The 12267-nt window shown below is 72.6% G+C and carries 7 protein-coding genes; 3 read left to right on the forward strand and 4 right to left on the reverse strand.

Annotated elements, in window-relative coordinates; translation table 11 throughout:
• The first annotated feature begins 12 nt into the window (after positions 1-12).
• Both ACZ4Z5_RS11595 and ACZ4Z5_RS11600 read left to right on the forward strand, forming a co-directional pair.
• Positions 13-1152: an acyl-CoA dehydrogenase family protein gene (locus ACZ4Z5_RS11595; RefSeq protein ID WP_468260504.1), complete on the forward strand. Its 1140-nt coding sequence runs from the start codon at positions 13-15 to the stop codon at positions 1150-1152.
• Positions 1152-2186: an acyl-CoA dehydrogenase family protein gene (locus ACZ4Z5_RS11600; protein WP_468260153.1), complete on the forward strand. Its 1035-nt coding sequence runs from the start codon at positions 1152-1154 to the stop codon at positions 2184-2186. Before ACZ4Z5_RS11595 ends, ACZ4Z5_RS11600 begins: the two co-directional genes overlap by 1 nt.
• Here ACZ4Z5_RS11600 and ACZ4Z5_RS11605 read toward each other — a convergent pair.
• The 4 genes from ACZ4Z5_RS11605 to ACZ4Z5_RS11620 all read right to left on the reverse strand — a co-directional run bounded on the left by ACZ4Z5_RS11605 (position 2173) and on the right by ACZ4Z5_RS11620 (position 10329).
• Positions 2173-2895 (reverse strand): vWA domain-containing protein, encoded by a 723-nt coding sequence (locus ACZ4Z5_RS11605; protein ID WP_468260156.1) that lies wholly within the window; start codon positions 2893-2895, stop codon positions 2173-2175. The genes ACZ4Z5_RS11600 and ACZ4Z5_RS11605 overlap by 14 nt on opposite strands.
• A 383-nt stretch (positions 2896-3278) precedes the next feature.
• Positions 3279-4739 (reverse strand): glutamate synthase subunit beta, encoded by a 1461-nt coding sequence (locus tag ACZ4Z5_RS11610; protein ID WP_468260159.1) that lies wholly within the window; start codon positions 4737-4739, stop codon positions 3279-3281.
• Entirely contained in the window at positions 4732-9291 is a 4560-nt protein-coding gene (gene gltB / locus ACZ4Z5_RS11615) for a glutamate synthase large subunit (RefSeq protein WP_468260161.1), read from the reverse strand. Before gltB ends, ACZ4Z5_RS11610 begins: the two co-directional genes overlap by 8 nt.
• A 306-nt stretch (positions 9292-9597) precedes the next feature.
• Positions 9598-10329 carry a VIT1/CCC1 transporter family protein gene (locus tag ACZ4Z5_RS11620; RefSeq protein ID WP_468260163.1) on the reverse strand — a complete coding sequence of 244 codons (732 nt, stop codon included), beginning with the start codon at positions 10327-10329 and terminating at the stop codon, positions 9598-9600.
• A 300-nt stretch (positions 10330-10629) separates the two neighbouring features.
• On the opposite strand from ACZ4Z5_RS11620, the gene ACZ4Z5_RS11625 reads away from it, so the two are divergent.
• Positions 10630-11619, forward strand: coding sequence for an ADP-ribosylglycohydrolase family protein (locus ACZ4Z5_RS11625; RefSeq protein ID WP_468260166.1), 990 nt, complete (start codon positions 10630-10632; stop codon positions 11617-11619).
• Positions 11620-12267: the final 648 nt, after the last annotated feature.

Below are 12267 nucleotides of genomic sequence, written 5' to 3' on the forward strand. Positions count from 1 at the left end.
ATGGGTACCGCCGTGGACCTGGACCACACCCCCGAAGTCGATGCCCTGCGCGCCGAGGCACGCGGCTGGCTGGCCGCGCACGTACCGGCGGAGCGCCTGCCCTCCCTGGAGACGGCGGGAGGGTTCGCCGCGCACCGGGAGTGGGAGGCGCTGCTGCACTCCGGCGGCTGGTCGGTGGTCTCCTGGCCCGAGCGCTACGGCGGCCGGGACGCCGGTGTCCTCGGGTGGCTGGCCGTCGAGGAGGAGTACTACGCGGCGGGCGCCCCCGCCCGGGTCTCCCAGAACGGCATCCACCTCCTCGCCCCCACCCTCTTCGACCACGGCAGCGAGGAGCAGCGCTCCCGGGTCCTGCCCGCCATGGCCGGCGGCGACACGGTGTGGGCGCAGGCGTGGTCCGAGCCGGAGGCCGGTTCCGATCTCGCCTCACTGACCTCCCGCGCGGTGCGGACCGAGGGCGGCTGGCGGCTCCACGGGCAGAAGACCTGGTCGTCGCGGGCCGCGTTCGCCGACCGCGCGTTCGGCCTGTTCCGTACGGACCCGGACGCCGGGAAGCCCCACCAGGGCCTCACGTACCTGATGTTCGACCTGCGGGCACCCGGCGTGACCGTACGGCCCGTCGGACGCCTGGACGGGAAGCCGGCGTTCGCCGAGCTGTTCCTCGACGGGGTGTTCGTGCCGGACGAGGACGTGATCGGGGAGCCGGGGCAGGGCTGGCGGATCGCGATGTCCACGACCGGCGACGAACGCGGTCTGACGCTGCGCTCCCCCGGCCGGTTCCTCGCCGCCGCCGAGCGCCTCGTACGGCTGTGGCGTGAACGCGGCGGCCCGCCCGGTGCCCGGGACCGGGTCGCGGACGCGGTCATCGGCGCCCGCGCCTACCAGTTGTACGCCTACGCCGCGGTGTCCCGCGCCGCGGCCGGGGAGACGCTGGGAGCCGAGTCCAGTCTCAACAAGCTGTTCTGGTCGGAGTACGACATCGCGCTGCACGAGACGGCACTCGACCTGCTCGGCCCGGACGCCGAACTCGCCGACGGCGCATGGGCCGAGCCGTACCTCTTCTCCCTCGCGGGCCCCGTCTACGCGGGCACGAACGAGATCCAGCGCGACATCGTCGCCGAGCGGCTGCTCGGCCTCCCGAAAGGCCGCCGCTGATGCGTTTCCTGCTGTCCGCGGAACAGCGCGACTTCGCCCGTTCCCTGGACGCGATGCTGTCGGCCGCGGACACCCCGTCGGCTGTCCGCGCCTGGGCGAGCGGCGACACCGCCCCCGGACGCGCCCTCTGGTCCCGGCTCGCGGCAGCCGGAGTCTTCGCGCTCGCGGCACCCGAGGAGTACGACGGTGTGGGCCCCCTCGCCGTCGAACTCGCCGCCGCCTTCGTGGAACTGGGACGCCACTGCGTCCCCGGCCCCCTCGTCGAGACGACGGCCTCCGCCGCCCTGCTCACCCGCCTCGCCGCCCTGGGCGACACCGCCCCCGCGAAACGCCTGCTCCCCGGCCTGGCCTCGGGCGCGTCCACGGCCACCCTCGCCCTGTCGCCCGGAGGAGCTTCCACGGCCACCCTCGCCCCGCTCCCCGGAGACGCCCCCTGCGGCCCGCCGCCGCCGGCCCTGGACGCGGACGCGGTGACATACGTCCTCGCCGTCGACGGCGACACGCTGTACCTCTCACCCGGTCACGGCCCCCTGCGCGCCTCGACCGACCCTGCCCGTCGCCTGGCCGTGCCCGCCCCCGGCGGCGAAGTCCTGGCCTCGGGCCCGCAGGTGGCCGCAGCCGCCGCGCACGCCCTCCAGTGGGCCCGCCTCGCCACCGCCGGGCAGTCGCTCGGCGTCGGCCTCGCCCTGCTCTCCCGTACCGTCGACCACACGCGCGCCCGCACCCAGTTCGGCGCCCCCATCGGCTCCTTCCAGGCGGTCAAGCACCGCCTCGCCGACACCCTCCTCGCCCTCGACTTCGCCCGCCCGCTGCTCTTCGGCGCCGCCGTCACCCAGGCCCCCTCCGACATCGCCGCTGCCAAGACCGTCTGCGGCGAGGCCGCGTACCGCTCCGCCCGCACCGCCCTCCAGCTCCACGGCGCCATCGGCTACACCGAGGAACTCCCCCTCTCCCTCTGGCTCCGCAAGGCCCGCCCCCTCCGCGACGCCTGGGGCACACCGGCACAGTGCCGCGCCGAGCTCATCGGACCGTGATCCCCGCCTCCCGGGCCGCCGACAGCCAGGCCGGGAACTCCGCAACGAGACGGTCGTAGAGGTCGGCGTCCGGGACGCGGCGGGGGTCGGTGCCGGCGTGGAAGAAGCCCGCGTTGTCGACGGGGCGCTTCGCGGGGACGGCGAGGTCGTCGAGCCTGCTGAGGAAGTCGAACTGCTTGCTCGCGGGGTCGCCGAAGCCGATGAACTGCCAGAAGAGCGGGAGCTTCGCGGCCTTGCAGAGGTAGCGTTCGGCGGCGAGCTTGCTGATGGGGCCGCCGTCGGTCTGGAAGACGACGAGCGCGGGGGCGGTGGCCCCGCTGTCGAGGTAGTGGTCGATGACCGCGTCCATGGCGAGGTGGTAGCTGGTCTTCCCCATGTGCCCGAGGCCCGCCACGATTCGGTCGACACGCCCGCGGTGGTCGTCGAGGGAGATGTCGGTGACGGCGTCGACGTCCGTGGAGAAGAAGACCACCGGCACCGTGCCGTCGTCGTCGAAGTGCGCGGCCAGCCCCAGCACCCGCTCGGCGAGCGCCTGGACGCTGCCGTCCTTGTAGTAGGGCCGCATCGAGCCGGAGTAGTCGACGACGAGATAGACGGCGGCGCGCTGCCCGTCCAGTCCGCGCTTCCGGAGCGAGACACCGGCGCTCTTGTAGAGGGGGACGAGACCGGGGGCCGTCTCCTCCATCTTGCGGAGCGATATCGCGGCCATTCGGGTCTCCGTTCGGGGCTGTTGCTGCTGCGCGGCTGCCGAGACTACGCCACGGCGGACCCCGTACGGGCACGTTCGGGAGGGAGGTGCGGCACCGGTGGGGGACGCCCGAGAGCGGTTCGGCGCGCCACCGGCCGCACACCCCCGACAAGGCAGCACGACAACCGTTCTCCTGCCCCACAACGCACCGCGGCGCCCGTTCACCTGCCCCACAACGCACCGCGGCGCCCGTTCTCCTGAAGTCCGGTCGGGGACGGGAGGAGAACAGGCGCCGCGTTCGCGGACATCCGTGGGCCGGGTAGCCGGGGAGCCCCGGTCGGACGGACCGCCCGCCCGTACGACGCTGTACGGGACGTTTCGATGATCCGGAGTGGACCGTGGGCTCAGACGGTGAGCGCGCGGTCCGTCGGACGGATCGGGGCCGGCAGGGAGCTGGCGCCCGTGAGGTAGCGGTCCACCCCGCGGGCCGCCGAGCGGCCCTCGGCGATGGCCCAGACGATCAGGGACTGGCCGCGGCCCGCGTCACCGGCGACGAAGACACCGTCGACGTTGGTCGCGAAGTCGGCGTCGCGGGCGACGTTGCCGCGCTCGTCCAGTGCCAGGCCGAACTGCGCGACCAGGCCGTTCTGGACGTCGGTGCCGGTGAAGCCCATCGCCAGGGTGACCAGCTGCGCGGGGATGCTGCGCTCGGTGCCCGGCTTCTGGGTGATCCTACCGTCGACGAACTCGACCTCGACCAGGTGCAGGGACTGGACGTTGCCGTCCTCGTCGCCCTCGAAGTGGGTGGTGGAGACGGAGTAGACCCGCTCGCCGCCCTCCTCGTGGGCCGAGGTGACCTTGTACAGCATCGGGAACGTCGGCCACGGCTGGTTCGTGTTCCGCTCCTCGCCCGGCCGCGGCATGATCTCCAGCTGGGTGACGGACGCCGCGCCCTGGCGGTGGGCCGTACCGACGCAGTCCGCGCCGGTGTCGCCGCCGCCGATGACGACGACGTGCTTGCCCTCGGCGGTGATCGGCGGGGCGACGAAGTCGCCCTCGACGACCTTGTTGGCGAGCGGCAGGTACTCCATCGCCTGGTGGACGCCCTTGAGGGCACGGCCGGGCACCGGCAGGTCGCGCGCGGTGGTGGCACCGGCGGCGACCACGACCGCGTCGAACCGCTTACGCAGGTCCGTCGCCGTGAGGTCCTGGCCGATCTCGATGCCGGTGCGGAACTTGGTGCCCTCCGCGCGCATCTGCTCGATGCGGCGGTTGATGTGCCGCTTCTCCATCTTGAACTCGGGGATGCCGTAGCGCAGCAGACCGCCGATGCGGTCGGCGCGCTCGTACACCACCACGGTGTGGCCGGCCCGGGTCAGCTGCTGGGCGGCGGCGAGGCCCGCCGGACCGGAGCCGATGACGGCGACGGTCTTGCCGGACAGGCGCTCGGGGGCCTGGGGGACGACGTCGCCGTCGTCCCAGGCCTTGTCGATGATGGAGACCTCGACGTTCTTGATGGTGACGGCCGGCTGGTTGATGCCGAGGACGCAGGCCGCCTCGCACGGGGCCGGGCAGAGCCGTCCCGTGAACTCCGGGAAGTTGTTGGTGGCGTGCAGGCGCTCGCTCGCCGCCGACCAGTCCTCGCGGTAGGCGTAGTCGTTCCACTCGGGGATGAGGTTCCCCAGCGGACAGCCGTTGTGGCAGAACGGGATGCCGCAGTCCATGCACCGGCCGGCCTGCTTGCCGATGATCGGCAGCAGGGAGCCGGGGACGTAGACCTCGTTCCAGTCCTTGACGCGCTCGGCCACGGGACGGGTCTCGGCGACCTCGCGCCCGGTGGTCAGGAAGCCCTTGGGGTCAGCCATTGGTCGCCGCCTCCATCATCTTCTCGGTGGTCTCGGACTCGGAGAGTCCGGCCCGCTCGGCGGCTTCCTTGGCGGCGAGCACTGCCTTGTACGTGGTCGGGATGATCTTGCTGAAGCGGTTCACGGCGGTGTCCCACTCGGCCAGCAGCTTCTCGGCGACCGTGGACCCGGTCTCCTCCTGGTGGCGGCGCACGACGTCGTGCAGCCACTGCCGGTCGGCGTTGTCGAGGGTCCCGACGGCCTCCAGGTTGCCGATGTTGACGTGGTCGCGGTCGAGGTCGACGACGTAGGCGACACCGCCCGACATGCCCGCCGCGAAGTTGCGGCCGGTCTCGCCGAGGACGACCGCCTGACCGCCGGTCATGTACTCGCAGCCGTGGTCGCCCACGCCCTCGGACACGACGAGCGCGCCGGAGTTGCGGACGCAGAACCGCTCGCCGGTGCGGCCGCGGAGGAACATCTCACCGCTGGTCGCGCCGTAGCCGATGGTGTTGCCGGCGATGACGCTGTACTCGGCGAGGTGGTCGGCGCCGCGGTCGGGGCGGACGACGACCCGGCCGCCGGACAGGCCCTTGCCGACGTAGTCGTTGGCGTCGCCCTCCAGGCGGAGCGTGACGCCGCGCGGCACGAACGCGCCGAAGGACTGGCCGGCGGAGCCGGTGAAGGTGATGTCGATGGTGTCGTCGGGCAGTCCCGCGCCGCCGAACCGCTTGGTCACCTCGTGGCCGAGCATGGTGCCGACCGTGCGGTTGATGTTGCGGATGGCGACCTGGGCGCGGACCGGCTGGGCCTCCTCGGCGGAGGCGGCGTTCAGCGCGTCCGCGGCGAGCCTGACCAGCTCGTTGTCGAGCGCCTTCTCCAGGCCGTGGTCCTGCTCGACCAGCTGGTGGCGCACCGCGCCCTCGGGCAGGTCGGGCACGTGGAACAGCGGGGCGAGGTCCAGGCCCTGGGCCTTCCAGTGGCGGACGGCCTGGGCGGTGTCCAGCAGCTCGGCGTGGCCGACGGCCTCCTGCAGGGTGCGGAAGCCCAGCTCGGCGAGCAGCTCGCGGACCTCCTCGGCGATGAACTCGAAGAAGTTCACGACGAACTCGGCCTTGCCGGAGAAGCGCTCGCGCAGCACCGGGTTCTGGGTGGCGATGCCGACCGGGCAGGTGTCCAGGTGGCAGACGCGCATCATGACGCAGCCGGAGACGACGAGCGGAGCGGTCGCGAAACCGAACTCCTCGGCGCCGAGCAGCGCGGCGATGACCACGTCGCGGCCGGTCTTCAGCTGGCCGTCGGTCTGCACGACGATGCGGTCGCGCAGGCCGTTGAGCAGCAGCGTCTGCTGGGTCTCGGCGAGGCCGAGCTCCCAGGGGCCGCCCGCGTGCTTCAGCGAGGTCAGCGGGGAGGCGCCGGTGCCGCCGTCGTGGCCGGAGATGAGGACGACGTCCGCGTGGGCCTTGGAGACGCCCGCGGCGACCGTGCCGACACCGACCTCGGAGACCAGCTTCACGTGGACGCGGGCCGCCGGGTTGGCGTTCTTGAGGTCGTGGATCAGCTGAGCCAGGTCCTCGATGGAGTAGATGTCGTGGTGCGGCGGCGGGCTGATCAGGCCGACGCCCGGGGTGGAGTGACGGGTCTTGGCGACCCACGGGTAGACCTTGTGGCCGGGCAGCTGGCCGCCCTCGCCGGGCTTGGCGCCCTGAGCCATCTTGATCTGGATGTCGTCGGCGTTGACCAGGTACTCCGAGGTGACGCCGAAGCGGCCGGAGGCGACCTGCTTGATCGACGAGCGGCGTGCCGGGTCGTACAGGCGCTCCGGGTCCTCGCCGCCCTCACCGGTGTTGGACTTGCCGCCCAGCTGGTTCATGGCGATGGCGAGCGTCTCGTGCGCCTCCCGGGAGATGGAGCCGTACGACATGGCGCCGGTGGAGAAGCGCTTGACGATCTCGGAGACCGGCTCGACGTCGTCGAGGGGGATCGACGGGCGGTCCGACGTGAAGGAGAACAGGCCGCGGAGCGTCATGAGGCGCTCGGACTGCTCGTTCACCCGCTCGGTGTACTTCTTGAAGATGTCGTAGCGGCGTGCCCGGGTCGAGTGCTGGAGCCGGAAGACGGTCTCCGGGTCGAACAGGTGCGGCTCGCCCTCGCGGCGCCACTGGTACTCGCCGCCGATCTCCAGCGCGCGGTGCGCCGGAGCGATGCCGGAGGCCGGGTAGGCCTTGGCGTGGCGGGCGGCGACCTCCTTGGCGACGACGTCGAGGCCGGCGCCACCGATCTTGGTCGCGGTGCCGTCGAAGTACTTCTCGACGAAGCCATCGTCGAGGCCGACGGCCTCGAAGACCTGGGCGCCGCGGTAGGAGGCGACGGTGGAGATGCCCATCTTGGACATGACCTTGAGGACGCCCTTGCCCAGGGCGTGGATCAGGTTGCGGATGGCCTTCTCGGGGGCGATGCCCTCGATGAAGGTACCGGCGCGCAGCAGGTCCTCGACGGACTCCATGGCCAGGTACGGGTTGACGGCGGCAGCGCCGTAGCCGATGAGCAGGGCGACGTGGTGGACCTCGCGGACGTCGCCTGCCTCGACGAGCAGACCGACCTTGGTGCGCTGCTTGGTGCGGATCAGGTGGTGGTGCACGGCCGCGGTGAGCAGCAGCGACGGGATCGGGGCGTGCTCGGCGTCGGAGTGCCGGTCGGAGAGCACGACGAGCCGGGCTCCGCCGTCGATGGCGGCGTCGGCCTCGGCGCAGATCGCGTCGAGGCGGTCGGCGAGCGCGGCGGCGCCGCCGGCGACCCGGTACAGGCCGGACAGGGTGACGGCCTTCATGCCCGGCATGTCGCCGTCGGCGTTGATGTGGATGAGCTTGGCCAGCTCGTCGTTGTCGATCACCGGGAACGGCAGGGTGACGCTGCGGCAGGACGCGGCGGTCGGGTCCAGCAGGTTGGAGCCAGGGCCGAGCGAGGAGTGCAGCGAGGTGACGAGCTCTTCACGGATGGCGTCCAGCGGCGGGTTGGTGACCTGCGCGAACAGCTGGGTGAAGTAGTCGAACAGCAGCCGGGGGCGCTCGGAGATGGCCGCGATCGGCGAGTCCGTGCCCATGGAGCCGATCGGCTCGGCACCGGTGCGCGCCATCGGGGCGAGCAGGACGCGAAGCTCCTCCTCGGTGTAGCCGAAGGTCTGCTGGCGGCGGGTGACGGAGGCGTGCGTGTGCACGATGTGCTCGCGCTCGGGCAGGTCGCCGAGCTCGATGATGCCGGTGTCGAGCCACTCCTGGTACGGGTGCTCGGCGGCCAGGGCGGCCTTGATCTCGTCGTCCTCGACGATGCGGTGCTCGGCGGTGTCGACGAGGAACATCCGGCCGGGCTGCAGACGGCCCTTGCGGACGACCCGGGCGGGGTCGATGTCGAGGACGCCGACCTCGGAGGACAGTACGACCAGGCCCTCGTCGGTGACCCAGTAGCGGCCGGGGCGCAGACCGTTGCGGTCGAGGACCGCGCCGACCTGGGTGCCGTCGGTGAACGTGACGCAGGCCGGGCCGTCCCAGGGCTCCATCAGGGTGGAGTGGTACTGGTAGAAGGCGCGCCGGGCCGGGTCCATGGAGTCGTGGTTCTCCCACGCCTCGGGGACCATCATCAGCACCGCGTGCGGCAGGGAGCGGCCGCCGAGGTGGAGCAGCTCCAGCACCTCGTCGAAGGAGGCGGAGTCGGAGGCGTCCGGGGTGCAGACGGGGAACATCCGGTCGAGGGCGCCCTCGCCGAAGAGTCCGGTGGCGAGCTGCGACTCGCGTGCGCGCATCCAGTTGCGGTTGCCCTTGACCGTGTTGATCTCGCCGTTGTGGGCGACGAAACGGTACGGGTGGGCGAGCGGCCAGCTCGGGAAGGTGTTGGTGGAGAACCGGGAGTGGACGAGCGCCACGGCGGAGGCCAGGCGGCGGTCCGACAGGTCCGGGAAGAACGGCTCCAGCTGCCCGGTGGTGAGCATGCCCTTGTAGACGAGGGTGCGGGCGGACAGCGACGGGAAGTACACGCCGGCCTCGCGCTCGGCGCGCTTGCGCAGCACGAACGCCTTGCGGTCGAGGGCGATCCCGGTGCTGCTGCCGTCGGCGACGAACAGCTGGCCGAAGGCCGGCATGGTGGCGCGGGCGCCGTTGCCGAGCAGGTCGGGCGCGACGGGGACCTCGCGCCAGCCGAGGACGTCCAGGCCTTCCTCGGCGGCGATGGCCTCGATGCGGGCGACGGCCTCGGTGGCGTCGTCGGCGGGCAGGAAGGCTGTGCCGACGGCGTAGGCGCCCGCCTCGGGCAGGTCGAAGGCGGTGACCTCGGTGAGGAAGGCGTGCGGCACCTGGAGGAGGATGCCCGCGCCGTCGCCGGAGTCGGGCTCGGAGCCGGTGGCGCCGCGGTGCTCGAGATTGCGCAGTACGGTCAGCGCCTGTTCGACCAGCTCATGGCTTGCGATGCCGGTGAGGGTGGCCACAAAGCCGACGCCGCAGGCGTCGTGCTCGTTGCGAGGGTCGTACATCCCCTGCCGTGCGGGGCGACCGTCCATGGGCGACCAGGCGTCGGAACGCATCGGCTCTCCCGTCGTCGTCGTGGCATGTCGAGTGCCGAGGGACGACGTTGGCCCTCTGCGAAATTTCGTGCAGGTTACATGATGCGGTGGTTCTCGGGAACTGGATAGACCATTCCAGCATGCGGACGCCGCGGTCACGGTGCGGGGGATTTCCGATACGGAGTGGCCCGGTGGGCATATCTGGGCATATACGGACAGAGCGGGCGACCTTGCCCGCGACGCCCCCCAGTGATGCCCTGCTGCGAGAGTTCCGAAACCGAGCAGAAACGTATTGTTTATACCGGGCCCTGCATAGGCACCGGCCACTCAGCCTACGGCCCCACCGATCAGACTGCCCAGGACGTACGTCACACCAGCCGCGGCTCCACCGAGCGCGAGCTGGCGCAGCCCGCTGAACCACCACGACCGCGCGGTCACCCGCGCCACCAGCGCACCGCAGGCGAAGAGACCGAGCAGCGCGAGGACCACCGCCGGCCAGAGCTCGGTCATCCCCAGCAGGTACGGAAGGACCGGCAGCAACGCGCCCAGGGCGAAGGAACCGAACGACGAGGCGGCGGCGACCAGCGGCGACGGGAGGTCGTCCGGGTCGATGCCCAGCTCCTCGCGGGCATGGATCTCCAGCGCCTGCTCCGGATCCCTGGACAGCTGCATCGCGACCTCGCGGGCCAGCGCGGGTTCGACGCCCCGCGAGACGTAGAGCGCGGCCAGCTCCTCCATCTCGTCGACCGGATGCTTGCGCAACTGCGTCCGCTCGACGGCGAGTTCCGCCTCGACCAGCTCGCGCTGCGAGGCGACGGAGGTGTATTCGCCGGCCGCCATGGAGAACGCGCCCGCCGCCAGCCCGGCGAGGCCCGCGATGACGATGGTCTGCGGGGAGACGTCGCCGCCCGCGACACCGGTCATCAGGGCCAGATTGGAGACGAGCCCGTCCATCGCACCGAACACCGCCGGGCGCAGCCAGCCGCCGTTCACATCGCGGTGCGTGTGGTTGTCCCGGTGGGCCTCGTGAAGTACGGCCTCGGTCTCGATGATGGACATGGCTCTCCCCTCTCCAGGGGCACCCCCGTTCGGCCCGCCCCCTTCCCAACACCTCGAAAATACGCACGACGTAAGGGGCGCGCCAGCAAGGCAGGCCGTACTTACTAAGGCGTGCCTTGGTTGTTGGCCTTCCATTCCAAGCCATCACCATGCCCTCCACGTGCGCGGCAGCGGCCCCTGACGGGTGCTCATCCGTTCGGCGATGTGCACAGGTGTCACCCACCTGACGGGTGGGGCAGCGGCACCGCGCGTGGCACAGATGCAGGAACGGGCCGACGACACGACGGCGGGAGGCAGGCGATGGAGCCCCTTGTATGCGATCCCGCGGCCTGGCGCGAACGAGGCCGCGGCGCACTCCTCGGACTCGCCGTCGGGGACGCCCTCGGCGCCCCTGCCGAGAACATGAAACCCTCCGAGATCCGCCGCCGCTGGGGCCGTATCGAGGGCTTCGTCAGCGATGACCCCGCCGGCACCGACGACACCGAGTACGCGATCTTCTCCGGACTGCTGCTCGCCCGGCACGGCTCCGCGCTGACCGTCCAGCAGGTCGAGCGGGCCTGGCACCGCTGGATCGCCGACCTTGACGAAGGGCCCTTCCGCGGCGCCGGGTTCAGCGAGCGCGGCACCCTGGAGAACCTGCGCCGCGGACTCGCCGCCCCGATCACCGCCCAGCACCGGCACGCCTGGAGCGACGGGCTCGCCATGCGCGCCGCCCCCTTCGGAGTGTTCGCGGCGGGCCGGCCCGCCGAGGCCGCCCGGCTCGTCGCCGTGGACGGCAGCGTCAGCCACGACGGCGAGGGCATCTACGGCGGCCAGGCCGTCGCCGCCGGGGTCGCCGCCGCGATGGCGGGCTCCGATCCGCGCACGGCCGCCGCGGCGGCGCTCTCCGTGATCCCCGCGGACTCCTGGACCGCCCGCTCGCTGCGCCGCGCGGTGACCGCCGCACGGCGGGGCGAGCGGGCGGTGCGCTCCTCCGTCGTCATCGGCGGCTACCCGTGGACCGACCTCGCCCCCGAGGCCGTCGGCCTGGCCTTCGGGGCGTTCACCGCGGCCGACGGCGACTTCACGGGTTCGGTCCTCACGGCCGTCAACATGGGCCGCGACGCCGACACGACGGCCGCGGTGGCCGGCGCGCTCGCCGGCGCCCTGCACGGCGTCTCCGCCATCCCCGCGCCCTGGGCCGCCGCGATCGGACCGGTACGCGGCAGCTGCCTGCCGTCGATGCGCGGCCACCACGTCCTCGACATCGCCGACCTGCTCACGCCCGACGACCCCCAGGCAGTCACATGACCTCGACCACGCGTCCCTCCCCGGACCCCGCCCCCGAGGCCGCCGACGCCGACCTCGCCCCCGAGGCCCTGGTGGACCCGCCACGCCCTCCCGGCGACACCGGCGTCCGCGCCGCGGCCCCACCGCGCGAAACGTCCACGGACGGTGCTGTCCCACCACGCGAAACCTCCACGGACGGTGCTGTCCCACCCGCGACGGGCCCGCCACTCGCCGCCACGGCCCTCGCGCCGTCGACGCACCCGTCGCCCCTTCCACGGGAAGCCGACCCACCGCCACCCGGCCCCGGGATCTCCCGCGAGGGTCCCCCTCCGTCCGGGTCCCCCCTCCCGCGCACCGTCGCCCCGGGAATCACCCCCGCCCCGTCCGCCGCCCCCACGGCACCGCCCGACCTCCGCGCACCGGCTGCGGGGCCGCCGCACGACGCCAGGCCCGGACCCCGGGCCGGGATCCCCGTGGAGGCCAAGGCCAGGAGTCGGTCCGAGGCCGGAACGGCGGGCGCCTCCCGTCCCGGGACGGCAACCCGGCCCGCAACCGACACGACGACCCCCAAGAGACCCCCGACCCGGACCACAGGGCCCCTGACCGAGGCCGGGGCCGGGGCCGGGGCCGGGGCCGGGGCCGGGGCCGAGGCCGGAACCGGACCCGCCG

This window comes from Streptomyces sp. NPDC030222 (assembly GCF_055573115.1).

Excerpts from the sequence above, each read along its gene's own strand:
- ACZ4Z5_RS11610 (WP_468260159.1), bottom strand. The coding sequence starts at position 4,739 with ATGGCTGACCCCAAGGGCTTCCTGACCACCGGGCGCGAGGTCGCCGAG.
- gltB (WP_468260161.1), bottom strand. The coding sequence starts at position 9,291 with ATGCGTTCCGACGCCTGGTCGCCCATGGACGGTCGCCCCGCACGGCAG.
- ACZ4Z5_RS11600 (WP_468260153.1), top strand. The coding sequence starts at position 1,152 with ATGCGTTTCCTGCTGTCCGCGGAACAGCGCGACTTCGCCCGTTCCCTG.
- ACZ4Z5_RS11625 (WP_468260166.1), top strand. The coding sequence starts at position 10,630 with ATGGAGCCCCTTGTATGCGATCCCGCGGCCTGGCGCGAACGAGGCCGC.
- ACZ4Z5_RS11620 (WP_468260163.1), bottom strand. The coding sequence starts at position 10,329 with ATGTCCATCATCGAGACCGAGGCCGTACTTCACGAGGCCCACCGGGAC.
- ACZ4Z5_RS11605 (WP_468260156.1), bottom strand. The coding sequence starts at position 2,895 with ATGGCCGCGATATCGCTCCGCAAGATGGAGGAGACGGCCCCCGGTCTC.